At 72.2% G+C, this 22,450-nt stretch carries 21 protein-coding genes; 10 read left to right on the forward strand and 11 right to left on the reverse strand.

The features are described from left to right. Positions 1–2 precede the first annotated feature (2 nt). From K1T35_RS19125 to K1T35_RS19145, 5 genes are all read right to left on the reverse strand, one after another. Positions 3–1,505 (reverse strand): alkaline phosphatase family protein, encoded by a 1,503-nt coding sequence (locus K1T35_RS19125; RefSeq protein ID WP_220261478.1) that lies wholly within the window; start codon positions 1,503–1,505, stop codon positions 3–5. Positions 1,506–1,526: 21 nt separating this feature from the next. Beyond that, the gene (locus K1T35_RS19130) at positions 1,527–2,366 is read right to left on the reverse strand and encodes a glycosyltransferase family 2 protein (RefSeq protein WP_220261479.1); all 840 of its coding nucleotides are present in this window, start codon (positions 2,364–2,366) and stop codon (positions 1,527–1,529) included. Then, entirely contained in the window at positions 2,363–3,640 is a 1,278-nt protein-coding gene (locus K1T35_RS19135) for a hypothetical protein (RefSeq protein ID WP_220261480.1), read from the reverse strand. The genes K1T35_RS19130 and K1T35_RS19135 overlap by 4 nt, the downstream gene beginning before the upstream one ends. A 17-nt stretch (positions 3,641–3,657) precedes the next feature. Next, a complete protein-coding gene (locus K1T35_RS19140) occupies positions 3,658–6,732 on the reverse strand; it encodes an arabinosyltransferase domain-containing protein (protein WP_220261481.1) in 3,075 nt (1,024 codons plus the stop codon). 100 nt (positions 6,733–6,832) lie between these two features. Then, positions 6,833–7,933: a substrate-binding domain-containing protein gene (locus K1T35_RS19145; RefSeq protein ID WP_220261482.1), complete on the reverse strand. Its 1,101-nt coding sequence runs from the start codon at positions 7,931–7,933 to the stop codon at positions 6,833–6,835. 147 nt (positions 7,934–8,080) lie between these two features. On the opposite strand from K1T35_RS19145, the gene K1T35_RS19150 reads away from it, so the two are divergent. The 8 genes from K1T35_RS19150 to K1T35_RS19185 are packed head-to-tail and all read left to right on the forward strand — an operon-like array spanning position 8,081 to position 15,271. Beyond that, positions 8,081–9,100, forward strand: coding sequence for a hydroxyacid dehydrogenase (locus K1T35_RS19150; protein WP_255622246.1), 1,020 nt, complete (start codon positions 8,081–8,083; stop codon positions 9,098–9,100). Further along, positions 9,097–10,962 (forward strand): DUF2264 domain-containing protein, encoded by a 1,866-nt coding sequence (locus K1T35_RS19155; RefSeq protein WP_220261483.1) that lies wholly within the window; start codon positions 9,097–9,099, stop codon positions 10,960–10,962. Before K1T35_RS19150 ends, K1T35_RS19155 begins: the two co-directional genes overlap by 4 nt. A 54-nt stretch (positions 10,963–11,016) precedes the next feature. Continuing rightward, positions 11,017–12,285: an ABC transporter substrate-binding protein gene (locus tag K1T35_RS19160; protein ID WP_220261484.1), complete on the forward strand. Its 1,269-nt coding sequence runs from the start codon at positions 11,017–11,019 to the stop codon at positions 12,283–12,285. 49 nt (positions 12,286–12,334) lie between these two features. Further along, a complete protein-coding gene (locus K1T35_RS19165) occupies positions 12,335–13,273 on the forward strand; it encodes a carbohydrate ABC transporter permease (RefSeq protein WP_255622249.1) in 939 nt (312 codons plus the stop codon). Further along, positions 13,270–14,160: a carbohydrate ABC transporter permease gene (locus K1T35_RS19170; protein WP_220261485.1), complete on the forward strand. Its 891-nt coding sequence runs from the start codon at positions 13,270–13,272 to the stop codon at positions 14,158–14,160. The genes K1T35_RS19165 and K1T35_RS19170 overlap by 4 nt, the downstream gene beginning before the upstream one ends. Continuing rightward, the gene (locus K1T35_RS19175) at positions 14,157–14,840 is read left to right on the forward strand and encodes a hypothetical protein (RefSeq protein WP_220261486.1); all 684 of its coding nucleotides are present in this window, start codon (positions 14,157–14,159) and stop codon (positions 14,838–14,840) included. Before K1T35_RS19170 ends, K1T35_RS19175 begins: the two co-directional genes overlap by 4 nt. A 34-nt stretch (positions 14,841–14,874) precedes the next feature. Continuing rightward, positions 14,875–15,063, forward strand: coding sequence for a LacI family DNA-binding transcriptional regulator (locus tag K1T35_RS49785; protein WP_370645513.1), 189 nt, complete (start codon positions 14,875–14,877; stop codon positions 15,061–15,063). After that, complete coding sequence (locus K1T35_RS19185; RefSeq protein WP_220261488.1) at positions 15,002–15,271, forward strand: hypothetical protein; 270 nt, start codon at positions 15,002–15,004, stop codon at positions 15,269–15,271. Before K1T35_RS49785 ends, K1T35_RS19185 begins: the two co-directional genes overlap by 62 nt. A gap of 48 nt (positions 15,272–15,319) precedes the next feature. Here the strand turns inward: K1T35_RS19185 and K1T35_RS19190 are convergent, their stop codons facing one another. From K1T35_RS19190 to K1T35_RS48965, 3 genes are all read right to left on the reverse strand, one after another. Then, a complete protein-coding gene (locus K1T35_RS19190) occupies positions 15,320–15,532 on the reverse strand; it encodes a hypothetical protein (protein ID WP_255622252.1) in 213 nt (70 codons plus the stop codon). Positions 15,533–15,590: 58 nt separating this feature from the next. Continuing rightward, complete coding sequence (locus tag K1T35_RS19195; RefSeq protein ID WP_220261489.1) at positions 15,591–15,755, reverse strand: hypothetical protein; 165 nt, start codon at positions 15,753–15,755, stop codon at positions 15,591–15,593. Between the two features lie 870 nt (positions 15,756–16,625). Further along, the gene (locus K1T35_RS48965) at positions 16,626–16,754 is read right to left on the reverse strand and encodes a hypothetical protein (protein ID WP_255622254.1); all 129 of its coding nucleotides are present in this window, start codon (positions 16,752–16,754) and stop codon (positions 16,626–16,628) included. Positions 16,755–16,899: 145 nt separating this feature from the next. On the opposite strand from K1T35_RS48965, the gene K1T35_RS19200 reads away from it, so the two are divergent. Both K1T35_RS19200 and K1T35_RS49790 read left to right on the forward strand, forming a co-directional pair. Further along, positions 16,900–17,628, forward strand: coding sequence for an ABC transporter ATP-binding protein (locus tag K1T35_RS19200; protein WP_220261490.1), 729 nt, complete (start codon positions 16,900–16,902; stop codon positions 17,626–17,628). Beyond that, the gene (locus K1T35_RS49790) at positions 17,625–19,091 is read left to right on the forward strand and encodes an ABC transporter permease (RefSeq protein ID WP_220261491.1); all 1,467 of its coding nucleotides are present in this window, start codon (positions 17,625–17,627) and stop codon (positions 19,089–19,091) included. Before K1T35_RS19200 ends, K1T35_RS49790 begins: the two co-directional genes overlap by 4 nt. 67 nt (positions 19,092–19,158) lie before the next feature. Here K1T35_RS49790 and K1T35_RS19210 read toward each other — a convergent pair whose 3' ends face one another. The 3 genes from K1T35_RS19210 to K1T35_RS19220 are packed head-to-tail and all read right to left on the reverse strand — an operon-like array spanning position 19,159 to position 22,374. Continuing rightward, the gene (locus K1T35_RS19210) at positions 19,159–19,743 is read right to left on the reverse strand and encodes a TetR/AcrR family transcriptional regulator (protein WP_220261492.1); all 585 of its coding nucleotides are present in this window, start codon (positions 19,741–19,743) and stop codon (positions 19,159–19,161) included. Then, positions 19,743–20,657 carry an SDR family oxidoreductase gene (locus K1T35_RS19215; protein WP_220261493.1) on the reverse strand — a complete coding sequence of 305 codons (915 nt, stop codon included), beginning with the start codon at positions 20,655–20,657 and terminating at the stop codon, positions 19,743–19,745. The genes K1T35_RS19210 and K1T35_RS19215 overlap by 1 nt, the downstream gene beginning before the upstream one ends. A gap of 43 nt (positions 20,658–20,700) precedes the next feature. After that, on the reverse strand, positions 20,701–22,374 hold the full coding sequence (locus K1T35_RS19220; RefSeq protein WP_255622257.1) for a bifunctional UDP-sugar hydrolase/5'-nucleotidase: 1,674 nt from the start codon (positions 22,372–22,374) through the stop codon (positions 20,701–20,703). Positions 22,375–22,450: the final 76 nt, after the last annotated feature.

Raw genomic sequence — 22,450 nt, forward strand, 5'->3', positions numbered from 1 at the left:
CGTCAGGAGCGCAGCAGGGGGCGGCCTGGCATTCCGCTCGGGTCCGCGCCGGACAGGGCCGCTGCTGTTGCCGCCACGTCCTCCAGGCGGGGTTTGCGGTCGGGCTGCACCGGGGTCGAAGTCCCGGGGACGACCAGCGCCCACGCCTCGCCCTCGGTGTGGTTGCCCGAGCGGCCGCTGCCCACGCCGTGGCGCAGCACGGTGCCGTACCGCGGCGACGTGACGCCGCGCGAGTTCGTGGCGGGGGTGTCGGCCCACTTCACGATGACGTCGGGCAGCTGGTGGGCGCGCTCGCCTGCGCCGAAGAGGTCGGCGACGCGCTCGATCGAGCGGATCACGGGGGAGCCGTCGAGCTCGGTGAAGGTGAGCAGCCCCGCGGTGATCTCCTCCATGACGTCCTTGGCCTCCTCGGGGGCGACGATCCCGTCGCGCTCGCGCCCGCGGAGGTTCAGCCGGATGTAGCCCTGGTTCTCGGCGGGGTGGGCGAAGGCCTTCGTGGTGCTCCAGTCCACCCCGCGCGTCTCCAGCCGGGACGTCAGCTCGAGCGCGACCTTCTCCGGCAGTGCCGAGGCCACCTTCGCCCGCAACCCGCTGGGCAGCGCGGCGCGCAGCCGCCAGATCGAGCCGCCCTTCGCCGGCGTGTCCCGGGTGGTGTCCGGGTCGAGCACGGCGCGCAGCATCTCCGGCAGCATGTCGGCTCGGCTCGTGTTGATCTCCATGCCGACCGGGGAGATGACCATGAGGTCGGCGTCAGGGGGGAGCACGGCGACGATTCGTCCGATCGCGGCGTCGACGGCCCGGTAGACGTCCTCGAGCGTGGAGCCGAGGACGCGTTCGGTGGCGGCGTCGAGCCCAGCGGGGTCGAGCTGCGACAGGTCCCAGAACTGGTGGCCGGCGACGTGCGCGGCGCAGAACGTGAGCCAGGCCAGGTCGAAGGTCTGCTCACCCAGCAGCAGCGTGGCGGCGTCGGCGACCCGGCCGGGGGCGGCGAGCAGGCGGCGGCGCAGGCCGAGCATCTCGTCGGCGGTGTGCCGGCCGAACACCTCGTCGACCGGCTGGGGCGGGCCGAAGAGGCGTTCCAGCCTGCGGTGCGCGCCGCCCGGGGACGACCACTGGCGCAGCACCACCCGGTCGTGCAGCTGCCACCCGCAGACGAGCGTGCCCGGCGGGGGAGCGGTGGGCGGCCGGCTCTCGTACGGGTCGACGGCGAGGGTGCGCGTGCCCAGCTGCTCCCAGATCGGGGCCGGTGCCTCGAACGCACCCATGTAGCGCACCCGCTGCTCCGCCGCCGACCACTGGAACGGGTAGAACAGCCCGTGCTCGCCCAGCTCCACGCCGCTGTACAGGGTGTGCTGCGCCCCCGCGGCGAACTGCGTGGCCGGAGCGTCGAGCTCGTGCCACTCGCCCCGCTCCCGCAGCGCCGCGAGCGTGGGCAGGTCTCCGGCCGCGAGTAGTCGCCGCAGCACCGAAGCGCTCGCGGCGTCGAACTGCAGGATCGTCAGCACCACGAAAACCTAACAGGCCAGCTATGCCTTACCTCGGTGCTCGATCGCCATGCCCCACGCTGTCGCGACCTGGGCGAGGCACACCAACGCCCCGGCCCGCACGCCCTCGGCGAACCCGCGCCGCAACAGGCCCGCGTAGAACGCGGGCGGCTCGGGGCGGCGGAGCGTGCCGTGGTCGGCGCGGAAGCGGTAGGCGCCGCGCCCGTAGCGGACCTGCTGGCGCCAGAACGTCCGCGCACCGAGCTCCTGGTGGTGCCGCACGACAGCGGCCGGCTCGAAGACGAGGTTGCGCCCTGAGCCGACCAGCCGGGCGCACCAGTCGCGGTCCTCGCCCGCGGCGAGCGGGTAGCGCTCGTCGAACGGGATCGCGGCGAGTACGTCGGCGCGGCAGGCGAGGTTGCTCGTGGGCGCGAACCTCATGTGGCCCGCCGCGTCGATCGACGCCTCGGCGAGGTGACTCGCGATGGTCTGCGCCGCCGCGGCGAAGGGGTTCTCCGGCCGGGCGTTGCGGGTCGGGCCGGCTGCGGCGTGGACGTCGGCGGAGGACGCGATCCGGGCGGCGAGGCCGGCCGCCCACCCCGGCACGGGGTCGCAGTCGTCGTCGGTGAAGCAGACGATCTTCCCCTCCGCGGCGCGGCCGCCGCGGTTGCGGGCCGCCGCGGGTCCGCGGCCCTCGCCACGCACGAGCCGGGCCCGCGGCGCGCCCGCGACGACCTCGGCGACGGCGCGGGAGTCCCGGGAGGCGTCGTCCACGACGACGATCTCCATGTCGGTCGCGGTCTGGGCCTCCAGGGCCGCGAGGCAGACGGCGAGCCGCTCGGGCCGGTCGCGGGTCGGCACGACCACGCTCAGCCCGGTCATCCCAGCACCATGACGGCTGCGACCGCCGCGGCGGTGCACAGGGCGAGCCGGGCGCCGACCGCGCGGGGGAGGAGCAGCAGCGACACGAGCGCGGTGACGGCCGTGCCGGCCAGCGCGGCGGTCGTCGCGCCGGCGGCGCCCCAGCCCGGGACGAGGGTGAGGCACACCGCGACGAACGCCGCGGCGCCGGCGAGGCCCGCGTACAGGGCGGCATCCGGGCGCAGGCGCAGCGCGCTCGCCTGCACCGCCAGCGCGTTGACCGGGGCGAGTACGACCATCGCGATCGCCGGGACGAACGCCGCTGCCGCGTCGGCGTAGGCGACGCCGAACACGACGGGCACGAGCGCGTCGACGACCACGACCGACCCGACGGCGCCCACCGTGACGGGAACGAGCAGGAGCCCGGCCAGCCGTCGCAGCGCCTGCTCTCCGTCGGCACGCGCGGTGAGCACGGGGAGGGCGACCGTGAACAGCTGCGCGACCGCGTAGGTGGCGGCCAGCGCGATCCCGATCGGGAGCGCGGCGAACCCGGTCTGCACGGCCGAGCCGGTGAGCAGGACGACGGCGAGGACGCCGCCGCGGTGCACGAGCTGGGTCAGCGCCCCGCTCGCGGCCTGCAGGAGCCCGAAGCGCATGGCTCCCTCCGGCGGGGTGACCCGCTGTCCGGCACCGGCGCGGAGCGGCCCGGACCCGGCGGCGGCGACCGCCGCTCCCGCCACCGCCGACGCCAGGATCGCGGCCGCGCCGCCTGCGAGCCCGAGATCGTCGTGCAGCACGAGGACGACCGCCACCAGCACCGCGTTCTGCACGGGGTAGCGCAGGGACCACCCCACGGCCCGGCCGAGCCCGAGGTCGGCCTGCAGCACCAGCGTCGCCGCCACGCTCAGGCCGAGCGCGAGCAGCACGGACGCCACCACGAGCGGGGGGAACACCGCGGGCGCGCCGACCGCGAGCGCGGCCCCCGCGAGCACGAGCGCCGCGAACACGGCGGCGCGGTTGCGGGCGAGCCTCAGCGTCAGCGCGATGGCGACGGCCGAGCGGTCTTCCGGTGGGGCGGTCGGCACGTACCGCGACAACGTCGTCGACCCGCCGAGCGTCATGGCGAGCGAGCCGAGCGTCACGATCGTCAGCGCGACGGAGAACCGGCCGTACTCCGCGGGCCCGAGGACCCGCGGCACGACGGTCGCGAGCAGGACGAGGGTGGCGGCCTCGGCGACCTTGCCGACGGCACCGACCAGCACGGGTCCGCGCATGCTCGTCGTTCCCGACCTCACGCGGGGACCTTAAGCCATCACCGGACCGAGATCGACGCACCGGCGACGGTGCGCGACGTCGTGGTGAGGGCGTAGGCGTTGCGGGCGAGCGGGGAGCCGAAGACGTACACCTGCAGGTAGGGATCGGCGGGCGCGACGGTGGCCAGGTGCAACACCGACTGCGTGCGCGGGACCTGGGCGAAGACCCCACCCCGCGCGCCCTGCCACGCGACGTCCCCGAGTCCGCCCAGGGGGAGCGCCGCGCGCAGCACGCCCAGCGCGGGAGGCTCGGTCACCCCGTGGACGACGGCCGATGGGCGCAGGCAGGGGAAGCCGAATGCCACCTGCCATGACAGGGCGACCGGTGCCCTGCGCGGTACGAGCTCGCTCACCGGGACCGGGCGCGCCGCCGCGGGCGCGCTGAACGCGAGCCACCCGTGGGCGCCGGCCAGCGCGTCGGTCGCCTCGAGCCGCACCGTGTCCGCCCCGACGGGCGGGGTGAGGGTGAAGGTGCGCCACGACGGCGATGCGGCGGCGTCGGTGAGGGGCTGCACGCCGACGGGCTCCAGCCCGCGTCCGTAGACAGCCGTGAGGGCGTTGCCGCGGTCGAGCGTGCCCGCCGCGATCACCGCAACATGGGTGTCTCCGGCCGGAAGCCGGTACCACCCGGTCGACATGCTGCCCGTCGGCACGTCGGCGGAGCGTCCGTCGTGGCTTCCCCAGACCTGCCGCGCGACCGACCCCTGCGGGGCGTTGGCCGCGTAGTAGCCGCCTCCCGCCACGAAGATCCCGCTCGGTCCGGCAGGAGCGAGCACCGGCAGGGGGCGGGCGGTGAACGGGTCGAGCACCTGCAGCGCGTCGCCCACCCCGCACGAGGATCCCGCCCACGACTGGACCCACACCGAGTCGCGCGGGGTGCCGGCGGCCGACGCGGCCGTGAACGTGGCCAGCAGGTGCACCGTCGACGCCGCCAGCGAGAGCGCGAGCACGGCGGGCGTCGCCCGCAGCAATGCCTCCCACGCCCCGGTGCGGCGCACGAGGACGAGCGCCCCAGCGGCGAGGGCGAGGGCCCAGAGCAGTGGGTCGCCGAGGGCGAAGGCGCCGAGCGCGGGCGGCCGGTACGCCGACGGCATCCCCTCGAGCCACGCGTACGGCCACGAGTTCGGGCCCCGCCAGGCCAGCGCGGCGACGACCACGGCGGACGCCGCGACCGCGAGCACCGCCGGTGCCGGGACACGGCGCCCGAGCGCGGCACGGGCCAACGGCACGCCGAGCACGAGCATCCCCGCGAGGAAGACCGACCCGACGCCAGCGAGCGAGCCGAAGTGGTGGGTCCACTTCGACGGGGTGACCGCGAGCGACGCGAACCCCAGCGCCGTGGCACCGCCCGCGACGAGCAGCGGCTCCGGGACGGCGACCCGGCGTGCGCGGGCGACGAGGGCGAGCGCGGCGAACCAGGCGATGGCGACCAGGCAGGCCAGCACCGCGGCTCGCTTCGCGTAGGACCCCATGGGGATCTGGTCGAGCAGGAACGCGTAGCGCTCCAGCTCATCGGCCCACCCGTCCTGCGGGTAGATCGACTCCGTCACGAGCTGGCCGCGCAGGAAGTCGCGCAGCGCCCCGTCGGCGAACCCGAGCAACAGCGCGGTTGCGCTGCCGGAGCCGACGGCGAGCGCCCGCAGCACCGTCGCCGTGCGGTCGCCCGGTACCCGGACGCAGCGGGCGAGCAGCGGCAGCCCCGCCGCCAGCGCCGCGAGCGCGACCACCCCACTGGGGTGCGCGACGAGCCCGGCACCGGCGACGGCGCAGGCCGCCCACGCCGCCCATAGCCGCTCACGACCGACCACGAGCACCAGGTGCAGCGTCGCCGCCGCGCAGAGGGCGACCACCGCCTCCGGGCGCACCCCCATGTCGTACGGGAGCCACCACGCGAGGAAGGCGACGGCGAGCGCGGCGCGCGCCACCGCGTCCCGCCGGCGCGAACCCGGTGCGGCGGCCAGCAGCGTCGCGAGCACGCGCCGCAGGACCAGCCACGTCAGGAGGCCGGCGACGAGCGCAGACACGCGCTGGACCACCGGCGCGTGGCCCGCGAGCTGCTGCCACCACGAGAGCCCCTGGTAGACCCACGTGAACGGGGTGAAGCTCTGGTCGTACAGCTGGAAGTAGTTGCCGACGTCCCCGGAGAGCGCGGCGTTGCGGGCCTGGGTGGCGAACCAGCCGTCGTCGTCGGTGGCGGGCGCGACGACGAGCCACAGAGCGAGCGCCCCCGGCACCGCCACGTCGGCGACCCGCGGGGGAGCGAGCCGCGGTCGTCTGCGCGGCGGCCCCCGGCCCGTGAGCATGAGCAGGGCGCCCGTGATCGGCAGTGCCGCGACGGCCGCGACGATGAGGGCAACCTTGAGCGGCGCCGGGCGGCTCGCCGACTCGTCGTCGAGCCGCAGCGCGACCGACAACGGCGCGTCCACGCCGGCAGGCAGCCGCGTGACGTCGGTGACGAGGACGGCGACCTCGGGGAGCTGTGGTGCCTGGTCCGTGGCCAGCTGGATGTCGTTGCGGAGGACGCGCAGCTGCGCGTCGGCGGGCCCGGCGAAGCGGCCGGGGTCCGGTGCCGCGTCAGGGGCGGGGACGGCCGGATCGAACCGCGTGGCGGGGCTCGGCGGCGCGGCGACGTGCACCGGACGCCCCGAGCCTCGGCCGGTGATCCGGTACTCGCACGGGCCCGGCGGGACGGCCACGTCGAGGACGAGCCTGCCCTGCGCCCTGATCTCGAGCCTGCCGTCGACGGCGGTCACGAGGAGGCCTGTCGTCGCTGCCTCGGGAGACCCGGGCACGACGGTCGAGAGCACCGCGCCGTTGGCGCGGGCGAGGGCGCAGCCGAAGCGGACGTCGAGGTCGAGCGGCCGGTGGCCCGTGGTCGTGAGGAGCGTCGACCGGGGCGCCGCCGGGTCGAGCGGCCACCGCACCGTCGGCACGTCGACCTCGACCGGGGCGAACGGCAGCAGGACGGCGCACACCACGGCGACCAGGCCGGCGAGCCCCGCCCACCGGCCCGGAGACCACCGCCTCCTCGCGGCCGGTGCCGGCGCCTCGCGGATGTCGACGCCTGTGGCCACGGTCCCCTCGAGTCTGCGCGTGCCCCGGTCGTGCGGGTGGGACGAACGATGCCACGTCATCCGCCGGAGGAGCAGCCACGGACGGTTGAGGGGCTCCCGCTCACGCGCCGCGCCGTGCCGCCGAGGACTCGCGAACGTTCAGCTCGGGGAGCACGACGATGCGCTGGATCGGGCGGCTCGGCTCCCGCAGCCGGCTGGTCATGGTCTCGAACGCGAGCCGGCCGACGTGCTCCTTCGCCGGCCGCAGTGCGCTGATGGGCGGCGTCCCGTTCTCGGCGACCTCGTCGTCGTACGCGACGATCGCGAGGTCGCCCGGGATGTCGATGCCGTGGTCGGTGCAGTGGTGCTCGAACAGGATCGCCTGCGGGTCGGCGTGCACGATGAGCGCGGTCGTCCGGGTGTCCCGGCACGCCGAGACGATCTCCCCGAAGCGCTGCTCGCGCTCGGTGCCCTCGACGTCGGTGAGCGTCGCGGCGACGACCTCCCTGTCGAGCCCGAGCTCGGCCAGCGCCTGCTCCCAGCCCCGCCGCAGCTGTGGCGCGGTGGGCGAGTCTCGGGCGAGCGCGAGGCCGATCCGCCGGTGGCCCTGCTCGTACAGGTGGTTGACGGCCATCTTCGCGCCGAACTCGTGGTCGGTGCTCACCCACTCGACCCTGCGCAACGCCGCGGAGTGCGGGGCCCTGCGCTCGACGAGCACGACGGGCACGTCGAGCGCGTCGAGCCAGGTGAGGATGGCGAGGCCGTCGCTGCCGCCGACCTCAGGGGCGACGAGCAGGCCGTGGACGCCCGATTCGAGGAGGGCGGCGATCTGCCTGCGCTGGTCGGCAGGGTCGTACGAGGCACCGCGCAGCACGAGCTGGACGCGACCGGCGGCCGCGGCGACGCGCGCACCGTTGACGATCTGGGGCCAGTAGTAGCTGAGTGAGGGCACGACCATGCCGATCCGGTAGAGCGGCGGTCCGGACGCGTCGGGGGTGCGCGCGACCGTCGTGTCGAGCGCGCTGCGCAGCGTCGCGCCGCCGTGCACCCGGGTGACGAGGCCACGGTCGGCGAGTGCGGTGATGTCGCGGCGGATGGTGATCTCGGTGACGCCGAGGCGGGTGGCCAGTTCGCGCACCATGACGGAGCCGCTGCGGCGCAGCTCCTCGAGGATGTGCTCCCGCCGGGCGATGCCGAACATCGGCCCTGCTGACCCGGTCACGGCACGAGCCTCCTCACCGAATCCTGCTTTCCGATCGACTGTGAACGACCATGTTCGTTTCTGTTCGTTCTGCTTGACCGTGATCGTCGAGATCGTATTGTCCTCGCCAACGACGGCGCAACGCCGCACTCGACGAGGAGCTACCGATTGAACGACCCGCAGCGGCCGTCCGCGCTCCTCGTGATGTGGCCGGACACGTTCGCCACCCAGTTCGACGCCCAGCGCACGGAACGGATCGGCGCGCTCTGCCGCCTCGACCGGCCCGCGGTGGCCGCTGACCTCGACGACCCCGCTCTCGCGGACCGGCTCGCGGGCGTCGAGGTGCTGGTCACCTCGTGGGGTGCGCCCGCCCTCACCGCCGAACGACTCGACCGGATGCCCAAGCTGCGTGCGGTGTTCCACGGCGCCGGCACGATCCGCGGCCTCGTGACGGAGGAGTTCTGGGAGCGCGGCATCGTCATCACGTCCGCCGCGGAGGCCAATGCCATCCCGGTCGCCGAGTTCACCTACGCCCAGATCGTCCTGGCCGGCAAGCGGGCCCAGTACCTCGCGCGCCTCCCCCGCCTGCACCGCAACGGGTGGCGTGCCCTGCTCGACTCGGACCGGTACACGAACTACGGGCGACGGATCGGCATCGTCGGGTACTCGCGCATCGGCCGCCGGGTGGTCGCCCAGCTGCGGCAGCTCGACTCCGCCGAGGTGCTCGTCTACGACCCCTACGCCGACCCCGACGCCGTCGCCGCCGCCGGTGCCCGGCTGGCGAGCCTCGACGAGGTGCTCCGGTCGGTCGACGTGCTGAGCCTGCACGCGCCACTGCTGCCGGAGACGATCGGGATGATCGGTGAGCGTGAGCTCGCCCTGCTCCGCGACGGGGCCACGCTCGTCAACACGGCGCGCGGCGCTCTCATCGACACCGACGCGCTCACGCGCGAGTGCGCGAGCGGCCGGCTCGACGCGATCCTCGACGTGACCGACCCCGAGCCGCTCCCCGATGACTCGCCGCTCTACGACCTCCCCAACGTGTCGATCACCCCGCACATCTCCGGCTCGCTCGGGAGCGAGACGTTCCGGCTCACCGATGCGGCGCTCGACGAGCTGCAGCGGTGGGTGAACGGCGAGGCACTCACCTCCCAGGTGACGATGGCGGACCTGGGGATGGCGGCATGAGCCTCGCCCCCTACACGGGACTCGACCGCGCCGACTGGCTGGCGGCGGCCGATCGGCTGCTCGCCGGTCTGAGCCCATGGACGAGCCCGGACCACGCGACCATCACCCCGCCCGGAGCACCCGGCGGCTACGGCACGCGGGTCGACGGGCTCGAGGGCTTCGCGCGCAGCTTCATGGGTGCCGCCTTCCGCATCGCGGGCACCGACGACGCGACGAGCACCGCGCTCGCCGAGTGGTACGCCGAGGGGATCACGGCGGGCGTCGACCCCGGCAACGCGGGGCGCTGGGTGCGACCTGGCGAACACGACCAGGCCAAGGTCGAGGCCGCCGCCCTCGCGCTCGGGCTGCACCTGAGCAGGAGACGGATCTGGGACCGGCTCGACGAGCGGACCCGCGACCGGCTCGTCGGCTACCTGGCCGAGCTGGTGGGGGCGCCCATCCCGCCGATCAACTGGGTCTGGTTCCGCATCGTCACCCAGACGTTCCTGCGCAGCGTCGGCGGCCCGTGGAGCCGGGCCGACCTCGAGCACGATCTCGCGGTGCACGAGAGCTTCGTGCGGGCCGACGGCTGGTTCGCCGACGGGCCCGAGCGGTCGTTCGACCACTACACAGGCTGGGCACTCCATTTCTATCCGGTGATCTGGCTGGAGATGGCGGCGGGGGAGGAGCGTGCCGAAGAGCTGCGGGAGCGCTACCTCGCGCGGCTGGACGCCTTCCTCCCGCAGGCCGCGGCGCTGGTCGGGGCCGACGGCGGGCCGCTGCTGCAGGGCCGCAGCCTGACCTACCGCTTCGCGGCGGCCGCGCCGTTCTGGGCCGGGGCGTTCGCGGGCACCACGGCGCTCTCAGCTGGTGAGCTGCGCCGCGCGGCGAGCGGCATCCTGCGTCACTTCCTCGACCACGGCGTCCCGGACGAGCGGGGCCTGCTCCCGCTGGGATGGCACGGCGCGTGGCGCCCGATCGCCCAGCGCTACTCGGGGCCCGGTTCGCCGTACTGGGCGTTCAAGGGGATGGCGGGCCTCGCCCTCCCGGCCGAGCATCCGGTGTGGACGGCGGCCGAGGAACCGCTCCCGGTCGAGCGCGGCGACGTCACGATGGTCATGCCCGCACCGGGATGGCTCGTGTCCGGCACGCGCGGCGACGGCATCGTCCGCGTGGTCAACCACGGCACCGACCACGGGCAGGAGGGCGTGCTCGTCACCGACTCGCCGCTCTACGCGCGCATCGGGTACTCGACCGCGACGAGCCCGGTGCTGTCGGCGGCCGGCTGGGACGAGCCGCTCGACGCCGGCGTGAGCCTCCTCGACCGGCGGGGCATGGCCTCGCACCGGGCCGGGTTCCGCACGCTCGCCGTCGGCGCGGTCGACGGGGTCTGCTACGGGTTCTCGATCGGCAGGGCGCACTGGGTGGAGCCCACCCCCGGTCAGCCGGACCACGGCTCGGGCCGCTCGGGTGAGATCACGACCGGGCCCGAGATCCTCGTCGGCTCGCTGCTGCGCGGCCCCTGGGAGGTGCGGCTCGTCCGGGTCGATGAGGCGAGCACCGGCCCGTTGCGCGTGACGGGCTGGCCGGTCGCACCCGGCGGCCCGACCTCGCTCGTCGTCGACATGGGTGGCCTTCCGGAGTCCGGGGTCCACACGATCACCGACGCGACGCCGCTCTCGGCGACCACGCGGATCCCGTGGCGGGCGAGCGCGAGCGACGTGCAGGAGGGGCGCTGGTACGTGGCAGGGGTCCTGCTGTGCGGGACCGCGAGTCCCGCGGAGCCGCCCGTCGTCGACATCGCGGACGTCCACGTGGTCGTCACATGGGCGGACGGTGCCAAGAGCCGGGTCGAGCTGCCGGAGGTGTGCCACGGACCCTGATCGCCGTCCGCTCCCCGAGACCTCGCCCCGCCTCCCAGGAATAGAGGAGACGCAATGAAGCGCTACCCATCGGCCCTCGCCGCGATCGCGGCCGCGAGCGCGGTCACGCTCGCAGGCTGCTCGTCACCCGCCTCCGAGACGGCGGATCCGTCGGCTCCCGTGACCCTCACCGTGTCGGCCTGGAACCTGGACAAGACGCCGGAGTTCAACGCGCTGTTCACGGCGTTCGAGGCGGCCCACCCGAACGTCACGATCCAGCCGGTCGAGATCCTCGCCGACGACTACCCGGAGAAGGTCGCGACGATGCTCGCGGGTGGCGACACGACCGACGTGCTCACGATGAAGAACGTCATCGACTACGCCCGCTACGCCAACCGCGGCCAGCTGCTCGACCTCACCGACTTCGTCGGCGAGCTGGAGCGGGACAAGATCGCCGGGCTCGAGCCGTTCGACATCGACGGCAAGTACGCCGCGGTGCCCTACCGCCAGGACTTCTGGGTGCTCTACTACAACAAGGCGCTGTTCGACGCGGCCGGCCTGCCTCACCCGGACCACCTCACCTGGGCCCAGTACAGCGAGCTCGCGAAGAAGCTGACGAGCGGCACCACCGCCGACGGCCAGAAGGTCTACGGCACCTACCACCACATCTGGCGCTCGGTGGTCCAAGCCACCGCGGCCGCGCAGACCGGCGGTGACCAGCTCAGCGGTGACTACGGGTTCTTCAAGGACCAGTACGCGCTCGCGCTGGACCTGCAGAACGCCGGTGCCGCTCTCGACTGGGGGACGGCCAAGACGCAGAAGGTCAACTACCGGTCGATGTTCGAGACCGGGCAGACCGCGATGCTCCCGATGGGCACCTGGTACATCGCGGGCATCAAGGCCGCGATCGAGGCCGGCACGAGCTCGGTCGAGTGGGGGATGGCGCCCATGCCGCAGATCAGCTCCGGCGGCGAGACGGCGACGTTCGGCTCGCCGACGGCGTTCGCGGTCAACGAGAAGGCGAAGAACGCCGAGGTGGCGAAGGAGTTCATCAGGTTCGCGACCGGTGAGGAGGGCGCCAAGGTCCTCGCCGGGATCGGCGTCGTGCCCGCCTACAGCTCCGACGCCGTCACGGCCGCGTTCACGGCGCTGCCGGCCGACGAGCTGTCGAAGACCACCTTCACCGAGAACAAGAAGGTCGCCCTCGAGATGCCGGTGAGCGAGGTGACCAGCGACGTCGACACGATCCTCAACGAGGAGCACGAGCTGATCATGGCGGGCCAGAAGTCGATCGACGACGGGATCAGGGACGCCGGCGATCGCGTGAAGAACGAGGTCCTCTGACCCAGGCAGGCGGGCCCGCTCGAGAGGGCGGGCCCGCCCGGGAGATGCCATGACGATGACCACCGAGCCGGCTCTGCGGAAGCGACGTCCGCCCGAGCCCACGGCCCACCCGCCGCGTCGCTCCCTGCGCCCGATCCTCGTCGGGTGGAGCTTCATCCTGCCCAACTTCCTGGGCTTCGCCCTGCTCACGCTGGTGCCGATGGTGTTCGGGCTCGCGCTGTCCTTCATGGACTGGAGCCCGTGGGGCGACCCGGAATGGGTCGGGTTCGACAACTTCGAGCGGATGTTCCGGAACTCGACGTTCTGGATCGCGCTCTGGAACACCACCTACTACGCGGCGGGGCACATCCCGCTCACCATCGCGGTCTCGCTCGGCCTCGCGCTCCTGCTCAACCGCACGCTCGCCGGCCTCGGCTTCTTCCGCACCGCGTTCTTCCTGCCGTACGTGACGTCGCTGGTCGCCGTTGCGGTGGTGTGGAACATGCTCTTCAACCCGACATCGGGTCCGGTCAACCAGTTCCTGCAGTTCGTCGGGGTGACCGATCCGCCTGGCTGGACGTCGAGCACGGCGTGGGCCATGCCCGCGGTGATCGTCGCGAGCGTCTGGCGGGACATGGGCTACTACATGGTGCTCTTCCTGGCGGGGCTGCAGACGATCCCGACCGAGCTCTACGAGGCGGCCCGCGTTGACGGTGCGAACGCGTGGCAGCGGTTCTGGAACATCACGCTGCCCGGCCTGCGCCCGACCACCTTCTTCGTGCTGATCATGTGCACCGTCGCGAGCTTCAAGGTCTTCGACCTGATCGTCGTGATGACCGACGGAGGGCCCGGCCGCGCGACGAAGGTGCTGTCGCAGCTCATCTACGAGGAGGGCATCCGGGAGGGGCGTTTCGGACTCGCCTCGGCGATCTCACTCGTGCTCTTCGTCCTCGTCGCCGGGTTCACGGTGATCCAGTTCCTGCTCCAGCGGCGGCAGGAGAACCGATGACGGCGAACCTCACGGCGCCCGTGACGCCGAAGTCGAGCCCGGCGAGTGCGCCGCCGCGACCCGCCAACTCGGCCCGCGTCCGGAAGGTCGTCTACTCCGCCCTGCTCACGGCCCTGTGCCTGCTCGTACTGGTGCCGTTCGTGTGGATGATCTCCTCGTCGCTCAAGCACGACAACCAGGTCTTCACGGTGCCGACGCAGTGGATCCCGCGGGAGTTCGTGTGGTCGAACTACGCGGACATCTGGAGCCAGATCCCGATGCTCGCCTACCTGCGCAACTCGGCGTTCCTCGCGATCACCATCTCGTTCCTGCAGGTGATCACCGGCAGTTTCGCGGCGTACGGCTTCGCGAAGCTGCGCTTCCCGGGCCGGGACTGGCTGTTCGTCGCCTACCTCGCGACGATCGCGGTGCCGTGGCAGGCCTACATGATCCCGCAGTACCTGATCATGGAGAAGATCGGCTTGGTGAACACCCACCTGTCGATCATCCTGTTGCAGGCGTTCGGCGCCTTCGGCGTGTTCCTGATGCGTCAGTACTACCAGTCGATCCCGGACGAGCTCATCGAGGCGGCGCGCATCGACGGGCTGAGCGAGTACCGCATCTGGTGGCGCATCATGCTGCCGCTGTCCCGCCCGGCCATCGCCAGCCTCGGGCTGCTCACGTTCGTCTCGACGTGGAACGACTACATGGGCCCGTTCATCTACCTCACGAGCAACGAGCTGTGGACCGTCCAGCTGGGGTTGCGCTCGTTCGTCGGGCAGTACGACGCGGCGTACGCCATGATCATGACCGGCTCGGTGATCTCGGTGCTCCCGGTCGTGCTCGTGTTCCTGCTCGGACAGCGGCAGTTCATCCAGGGCATCGCGACGAGCGGGCTCAAGGGGTGAGCGGCGACCTGCGTGCGGCGCTGCGGCGACCGGATACGTACGAGGCGGTATTCGGCGTCGCCTACCTCGCGCTCGGCGCCGCGGCGTGGCTCGGAGCGGCGGCGCTGCCCCTCGTCGCCGCCGTCATGCTGCTCGCCGAGCCCCTCGCCGCGTGGCCGACGCTGCTGGTCGCGGCGCTCCCGCTGGGTGCCGGCATCGCGGCGGGGTTCCACGCGTTCGCCGCGGCGCGGGAGCGAGGGGTTCCCGCGCCGTTCGGCGACGCGTGGCACGCCGTGCGCCGCCACGGCGGGCGGGCCACCGCGGTGTGGGGCCTGCTGTGCGCACTGCTGTTCGTCGTGGTCGTGGACGTCCTCGCGATCTGGGCGACGCCGTGGGCCGCCGTGATCGGTCCGCTGCTGGGGGTGCTGGTGCTGCTCGGCGTGCCGACCGCGCTCCTCGCACTCGCCGGGCTGTCCCGGATGCCGAGCCGTCCGCTGCGCGCGCTGCTGCTCGCCTCGGCATGGCTGGCGGTCCGGCGGGCCCCGCTGTCCCTGCTCTCGCTCCTCGTGCTGGCCGGCTGGGGCATGGTGCTGTTGGCGCAGCCGGTGGTCGGCGTGCTCGGCGTCGGTGGTTTCGCGCTGTACGTGCTGTGGAGCAACTCCGCGGCGGCCTGGACGAGTCACCCGCAGCCTCGCGCGTGAGTACTCTCCCGGCGTGGCCGTGACCCGGGATGACGTGGCCCGCGCCGCGGGCGTCTCGACCGCGGTGGTCTCGTACGTGCTCAACGACGGGCCGCGTCCGGTGTCGGCAGAGGCGAAGCAGCGAGTCCTGGCCGCGATCAAGGAGCTCGGGCGGGCACAGCATGCCCGTCGAGATCGGCGGGCAGCTCATCCGGCCATCCGACCTGGTCGTGGCCGACGGTGACGGCGTGATCGTCGTGCCGGAGCACCTCATCGACGACGTGCTCACCTACGCCATCCAGGAGTCCGAGAACGACAAGTACGTCCGCGGCCTGATGTTCGACCGGCTCGGGATCCCGCGCAACGCGAGCACCGAGTCCGTGTTCGACGTCAAGCCCCACCCGTACGCGCTGACCCCGGAGAGGCTCGACGAGCGGCTCCGGCGCGCCTGAGGTGACCGCCCGCCGGAGGCACGGCGACTGCCGTGCCCCCGCGGGCGGTCAGGTGGTGACGGAGATGTCGAGCCGGACGACGTCGCCGCGGTACATCCCATCGCCGACGATCCCGCCGGAGATCGGCCCGCCGATGATCCCGGAGATGGCCATGGCCGACAGGAACAGGGCCATGACCCCGGCCCGGCGGCTCGACAGGATCCAGTAGGACAGGTACAGCAGTACGCCGGGGAAGAAGCCGGCCTCGAACACCCCGAGCATGAAACCGGTCGATGGTGACTGACGTCGTCGGCCTCGCCTCTCGGCTGGGATCTGCGGCTCAGACGCAGGCCGTGCCGGCACGCTCGAGTTTCAACATGAGCACGTACCCCGTGTCGCCCCCTACGGTGCCGTAGCGCCGGTTATCAACGTGTACGGGTTCGTCGAGGAGGATGAGAATCTCGCCCTCCTCTGCCCAGCCGATGGGCTGCTTGTCCGCGTCCACGACGTTCCCGCCCTCCGTCACCCGGTATCGCAGGCGTTCCTTGCAGCCGGTACTGCGCGGCGGAACCGCAGGGGCGACTTCAGGGGCCGGTCGTGGGGACGTTCGTGGCGGCGTAGGTGAGGGCGGTTCGGCAGGTATCGAACTCTGCGTGGGAACTGCGGTTGGCGTTGCCGGGCTCGGAGCAGCGTTTGCTGCGGACGGCAGGGGTTTGCCGAGAGCAGAGATTATGGCAAGTGTGAACAGCAGGGCCGCTGTGACGGTGCCCGATGCGAAGACGCCTCGCAGCCTTGTTCTTCGATTCACCCTGGCAAGCGCGAATGCAATCATCGCGCTGAGTGCGAATATTGCAAGATAGAGGATGATCTGCTGTGGTAGTTCCTTGAATGGCAGAACGTCTTTGGCGCCCCAGAATGCTCCCCCTATGGTGAGGCCCTCAGCGATGAGGGCCGATAGTGCCTGCCGAGCGGAAAGGACGCCTTGCGTACCTTGCGGAGGAGCGTCCTCGTCATCGGACGCGCTCGAACTCATTTTTCTGTACCCCTGGAGGCTCGGCCGGTTGATAGCGGTGAGTGACTGTAGTGCTACCCGAATGGAGGTAAGCAAGCTCACACTCGCGACGATCGACTAGCGGAGCGTGCTGAGCGGCTAGCGGATGCACGTGCAGATGCAGATGCAGATCGATCGTGCAGATGGTGGGCCGGACGGTCGTCCGGCGGATCAGTGGGGCGACTGATTGACCGTCGGCACGCGGGTGCAACTACGCCGGCGGGCTGGACACCGCCGAGATGCTGGACCGCACGGTGTGCGCGGATCGGGTGGCGGTGTCCCGCCGCGGGGGCATCCCGCTGTACGCCCAGGACCGCCGCCCGGTCAGGCCGCGCGGGGCGGGTCGACCAGCTCGATCCCGATCGCCACCACGCCCAGGACGGCACCCGCGACGAGCTGAGGGAGCGCTTCGGCGACCTCGTCCAGGTCGTCGTGATTCCGGACGCGAGCCACGCGTTCTTCCCGGAGAAACCGCGGGAGATCATCGCCGCCATCGCAGGCTGGGCGCGCGGTTTGCCTGCGTGAGCTCGAGCCGGGCCTTGTCTCGGCGGTCCTCCACCCCGTATTTTCTACGCATGTTGAGTTTCGGGGGTGCGACGTGGACGACGCGGTCCGGGCCCGGGACCTGAAGGTCGTTCTCGGCGGCAAGGAGATCCTGCACGGGCTGACGTTCGGCGTGCCGGCGGGCAGGGTCACCGGGCTGCTCGGGCCGTCGGGGTGTGGCAAGACGACGATGATGCGCTGCGTCGTGGGCGTCCAGCGGATCGTCTCCGGCCAGGTGACTGTGCTCGGACAGCCCGCCGGGACGCCGGCGCTGCGCAGCCGCGTCGGCTACGTCACGCAGGCCGCGTCGGTGTACACGGACATCACCGTGCGCGCCAACCTCCGCTACTTCGCCGCGATCTACGGGGTGGGAGCGGCCGAGGCCGACCGGGCGCTGATCGACGTCGACATGACCGCGCACGCCGGCCAGGTGGTCAGCACCCTCTCCGGCGGGCAGAAGACGAGGGTCTCGCTGGCCTGCGCGCTGCTCGCCAGGCCACGGCTGCTCGTTCTCGACGAGCCGACCGTCGGGCTGGACCCCGTGCTGCGCCGTGAACTGTGGGTCCGCTTCCACGAACTCGCCGCAGGCGGGACGACGCTGCTCGTGTCCAGTCACGTCATGGACGAGGCGAGCCAGTGCGACCGGCTGCTGCTCATGCGTGACGGGCACATCGTCGCCGACGAGACACCCGACGCGCTACGCGCGAGCACCGGCACCGACGACCTCGAGGAAGCCTTCCTCCGCCTTCTCCAGCGAGCCGCCGAGAGGCAGGCACGACGATGACCCAACTGGACACCCGCCCGTCCCGCACGGCCGAGCGCACGCCGCGTCCCGAGGCCGACTACCGCCCCGTGCGGGCGGTGAGCCCACGACTGGTGCTCGCGACCGCCCGCCGGGTGCTCACCCAGCTGCTGCACGACCGGCGCACCGTGGCGATGCTCGTGGTCGTGCCGAGCGTGCTGCTGACGCTGGTCAGCCAGATGCTCAACTCGCAGACCACCTTCAACGGCACGGCGCTGACGCTGATCGGGATCTTCCCGTTCACGCTGATGTTCCTGATCACCAGCATCGCGATGCTCAGGGAGCGCACCGGCGGCACGCTCGAGCGACTCATGACCACGCCGCTGTCGAAGCTGGATCTGCTGCTCGGCTACGGCATCGCGTTCGCCGTCGCCGGGGTCGTGCAGGCCGGGGCCACCTGCCTGACCGCGTACCTCCTGCTCGACCTCCACACCCCCGGTAGCCCCCTGCTCGTTCTCGCGCTCGCCGTCGCGGGCGCGCTGCTCGGCATGGGCCTCGGCCTGCTGGTGAGCGCGTTCGCCACGAGCGAGTTCCAGGCCGTGCAGTTCATGCCGATCATCGTCTTGCCGCAGGTGTTCCTCGGCGGGCTCTTCGTGCCCCGCGAACAGATGGCGGACTGGCTGCAGAACGTCAGCGACTTCCTGCCGCTGACCTACAGCATCGATGGTCTCGACGAGGTCGGCAGCACGTCGCTGGTCACCGGCGAGCTGCTGCGCGACGCCGCCGTCGTCTCTGGTCTCGCCGTCGTCGCGGTCGCGCTGGCCGCGACCACCCTCAAACGCAGCACCGGCTCCCCGACGAAGGCGGAACGCCGCCGTCGCATGGTGATCCCGCTCGTCGTGGTCGCGCTCGCCGCCGGAATCGCGGTCAACGTCGCCGTGGACGCCGGCCGCTACGTCACCACCGACAACGCGGTCGTCGACGGCGAGCAGATACCGATCAACGCGCCGCGGTCCGGCACGCTGCTGGTCTGGGAGCCCACCCTGGGCAGCGTCCTCGGCAAGGACGAGGTGATCGGGCGCCTGCAGATCGAGGACGAGGTGTTCAAGCCGCAGCAGGTGCTCCGGAGCCCCGGCGACGGCACCGTCGTGCTGAGCTCCGTCACCCAAGGCGCCTACGTGGTCACCGGCACCCAGCTCGCCGTGCTGTACGACCTCGGCGAGGTCTACGTCACCGCTCGCGTCGACGAGACCGACCTGCGCGACGTGCGGATCGGGGCGCTCGCCGACATCAGCGTCGACGGCGACGACCGCACCGCCGCCGGCGTCGTCCGCGAGATCCGCGGCGGGACCACGGCGACCTTCTCCGACCGCCCGCCGGACAACACCGCCGCGGTCTTCGACCGCCCCACGCAGGTTGTCGAGGTGCGCATCGCGATCCACGACCCCAACGGCATCACGTTCCTGCCCGGGATGAACATCACCGTGAAGATCCGTCGAGGGTGACCGCGCCGCCATCCCGAGAATGTGTTCGTGAAGCCCGCATGTGGGCGGCAGATCCACCTCGGCGGCGCTAGATCCCGACCCTGTGTGGCGCGAGCACGGCCTCGACCTGATCGCGCATCCACTCGGAGAGTGGGCGCTCGCGGTGGATCGCCCAGCCGATCATCGCGCCGTGGTACGTGGTCTCGATGAGCGTCGCGAGCGTCGCCACGTCGGTGCCTGCGCACAGCTCGCCCGCATCGAGTCCAGCGCTCAGGTGACGTTCGATGTGGGCGCGGACTGCTCGTGCTCCGCGGAGCGTCTCGGCGTGGAAGTCGGGATCGGCGAGGTCGAGCTGAAGCATTGCGACCGAGTTGGCCATCAGCTCGGGTGTGGCGAGGCGGTCGACGGCGAGCACGAGGCCCTCGACGACCCGCGCGAGCGGCGATGCGGCCGTCGAGCGGTCCAGGGCGCTGACCCAGTGGTCGATGCCCCGCTTGTCGGCCGCGAGCAGGAGCCCGCGCTTCGTCCCGAATCGCTGGACGAGCGTCGCGGCCGACAACCCCACTTCCGCGGCGACCGCGGCGAACGTCAGTCGCGCTGGGCCGATGCGGTAGGCGAGGTCGAGGACGGCGTCAAGGATCGCCTCGTCGCTGATCGTCTGAGGGCGCGGCATCACACGGGATCCGGCATGCCGCTGGTCAGGGTCAGCTGCCGGGCCTCGAGGTCGACGGCGCCCCAATCCGGTCGGGTGCCGTCGATGTCCTCCAGGTCGTACTCGCGCATGAGGTCCCATGAGCCCAGGCACTGGCCGGCGAACCGATCCCGGTCCGGGTCGGCCGCCAGCGCGGCGATCCCGCGACCGAGCAGGTGCGGCGTCTCGGAGTGCTCGAAGTACGGGACGGTCTTCGCCCGTTCACGCCACGTGTCCTTGGTGACGCTGAAGTAGTCGAGCATCGACTCGGACCGCAGCCAACCGGGCGTGACGGTCAAGGCCGTCGCGCCGTGCGGCTCGAGCTCGTGCGCGAGGCCTTTACCCATCCGGACGACCGCCGCCTTGACGATGTCGTAGGACATGTTCGCGCGGTACGGCACATCGCCCTTGCCGTCGCCCACCTCGATCACCAGGGCGCCCGTCCCCTCCAGCATGAGCGGGATCGCGAAGTGGCTCGTGATCAGGTGCGTCTCGATGCCGTTGCGCAGGACGCCGAGCGTCGCGTCGAGCGGGTGTTCCCAGACCGGCTTGTCGAACTGCAGGAACGGGTCCCCGCCCCATATGTCATTGACCAGGATGTCGAGCCGCCCGTGGTCGTTGCGGATGCGGTCCACGAGCGCGGCGACATCGCTCGCGTCGGTGTGGTCGCATCGGACGGCGACGCCTTCGCCGCCGGCGGCCGTGACGAGTTCGGCCGTGTCCTCGATCGTCTCGGGGCGATCCATCGGAGAGCGCCCGGATCGCGTGGAGCGGCCGGTGCCGTAGACGGTGGCTCCGAGCACTCCGAGTTCGATGGCGGTGGCGCGGCCGCAGCCGCGTGCGGCGCCGGCGACGAGGGCGACCTCACCGGCGAGGGGACGTTCGTCGTTGGGCATGCCTCCAAAGTAACCGAACGTACATTTATAAACAACCACATTCTCAGCCGAGGGTGATCCGGTCGGTCGCGGGTGGGGCCACGGGGCGGTTCGCGCCGAGGTAGGCGGTGAGCGCGTCCACGTCCGCGCCGCCGACGAACTCGTTCGCGCCCTGGGCCGCCACGGAGAACCCGTCGCCGCCGCCCGCGAGGAAGCTGTTCATCGTGATCCGGTACGTGGCGCCGGGGTCGACCGGGGTGCCCCCGACCGTGATCCCGTCGACCTTCGTGCCCGCGCAGGGGTCGGCGGCGGTTCCCGGGGTTCCGGCCTGCCGCATGGTGTAGCGCACCGAGGCCGACGGTTGCAGCACCCGCTCGGTGACGAACTGCTGCTCGAGCAGGCAGTCCAGCTGGGCACCGGTCAGTTCCAGGGTGGTCAGGTAGTTGCCGAACGGTTGGACCGTGAACGTCTCCTCGTACGTCACCGGGCCGGCGTCCAGATCGGCGCGCACCCCACCGGGATTCATGAACGCGGCGACGGCGCCCTGCTCGTCGTCGGTGGCGGCGAGCTGCGCGTCGGCGATGAGGTTTCCGAGCGCGGTCTCGCCGGACGGGGCGGCGGCCCGGGTGATCGGCGCGCTGGTCTCGCCCACCTCCTCGGCCGCGACCGGCCCGAGCAGCCCGCGGTAGTGCCCGATCAGCTCCTTCTGCGCGGCGTCCGGGGCCACGTCGCGGGTGACGACCACGTTGCGGGCCCGCGCCTCGACGACGTCGCCTGAGGACGGGTCGATGCGCATGTCGATGTCGGTGACCAGCCGGCCGAACGAGCTCGCGCTGGTGACCACCCGGCCGTCGAGCACGCAGTTGTAGGCCTGGTGGGTGTGCCCGCTGACCACGACGTCGATGGCGTCGGAGAAGGCCGGGACGATGTCCACGATCGGGCCGGTGAGGTTCGTGCAGTCGTTGATGCCGCCGCCACCGGCCTGGGTGCCGCCCTCGTGGAGCAGCACGACGATGGCCTGCACGCCCTGTTCCTGCAGCTGGGCGGCGTAACGGTTGGCCGTCTCGGCCTCGTCGCGGAAGTCCAGGCCCTGGATGCCGGACTGCGTGACGATGTCGGGCGTGCCCTCGAGCGTCATCCCGATGAAGCCGATCCGCACCCCCTGCACCTCGCGGATGGCGTACGGGGGCAGCAGCGGCTCCCCGGTGGCGGTGACGAACGCGTTGGCGGACAGGTACTGGAAGCCGGCGCCCGCGAAGGGGCGGGCCGGGTCGGCGCATCCATCCTGCGGGTGGCAGCCGCCGTTCTGGATGCGCAGCAGCTCGTCAGCGCCCTCGTCGAACTCGTGGTTGCCGACGCTCGCCATGTCGAGCCCGGCCAGCCCCAGCGCCTCGATCGACGGCTCGTCGTGGAACGCGGCGGAGAGCAGGGGGGACGCGCCGATCAGATCGCCCGCCGCGACCGTGAGGGTGTCGGGGCGCTGAACCTCTTCGGCCAGCAGGCGGAGCTGGGTGGCGAGGTACTCGACACCGCCCGCGTCGACACCGTCGATCTTCCCGCTGGACCCGCTGGGCGGCTCGAGGTTGCCGTGGAAGTCGTTCAGCGCGAGCAGCTGCACGTCGACCGGTGGACGGGCGGAGCTCCCGCGCGGGATCACGAGCGCGGTCACGGCCACCGCGACGACGGCGAGACCGACAACGATCAGCAGGGTTCGGCGGGAGGCCGACCATCGGGGCATGCGCTGATCCTTCCGCGGACGATGGTGATCGACCATCCTCGTCGGTGCGGATGCCGGGTGCGCGTCAGGCCGTGGT

Source organism: Pseudonocardia sp. DSM 110487 (genome assembly GCF_019468565.1).
Classification (GTDB): Bacteria; Actinomycetota; Actinomycetes; order Mycobacteriales; family Pseudonocardiaceae; genus Pseudonocardia.